This window comes from Xenorhabdus hominickii, from assembly GCF_002632725.1.
Lineage (GTDB): Bacteria > Pseudomonadota > Gammaproteobacteria > Enterobacterales > Enterobacteriaceae > Xenorhabdus > Xenorhabdus hominickii.
The window spans coordinates 1-668 of the sequence record NZ_NJAI01000088.1 but is presented as its reverse complement, the minus strand read 5'-3'; the positions used below and the strand labels follow the sequence as shown (position 1 = coordinate 668).

Below are 668 nucleotides of genomic sequence, written 5' to 3'. Positions count from 1 at the left end.
GCGTCTTATCAACAATCACACGCCGTATCAGTCTGCCATCGCAACGCTCAGGGGAGGTTACCGCCATCTTAGCCGGTACACCACACGCAAGATGGAAGCACTCTGTTCAGGCTGGGAGTTATTAGACGGGGAAGATAAGAATCTGGAAGCATTCAACTACAGTCTGAGGTCCAATGATGCGAACGGGTATCAGGCATCATTACGGGCAGCGAATGAGAAGCTGGAACAGTACATTGAGCCGCTGAACTGGGAAGACATCGAAAGACTGGGCAACCATCATGCTTAAACTTTTTGGGTCCTTCCTAAGCCTTTGATATACCACGGGCATTGCGCGCCGCGATATTTCACTAGTTTTGAGATCTGAAATTTGTTTTACACATTTGACACTTTTTCCCTGCAAACCCGCATTCCACCGTGGGATCACTTGACAAAAAAGTGTCAAGTCAGTGTCAAGTGTAAAGCCCCATTTGACACTTTACACTTTACAGTTTGCTCCGGCACTCAGGCAGAAAAACGATGATAAATAGACAGGACATTACCGCGTTACCGCAGACACAAAAATCAGACCCATGGTGTTCAACCGTAGTGGAATTGGCCACAAGGATTCGGCTTCGTTCTGAGCAAACGAAAGCCCTATTTCGTCAGCAATTAATCAAAACAGCCGGAGT

General features: G+C 47.2%; 1 pseudogene. It reads left to right on the top strand.

The features are described from left to right. Positions 1 to 286, top strand: a pseudogene (locus tag Xhom_RS31790) (hypothetical protein); the annotation flags it as partial. Positions 287 to 668: the final 382 nt, after the last annotated feature.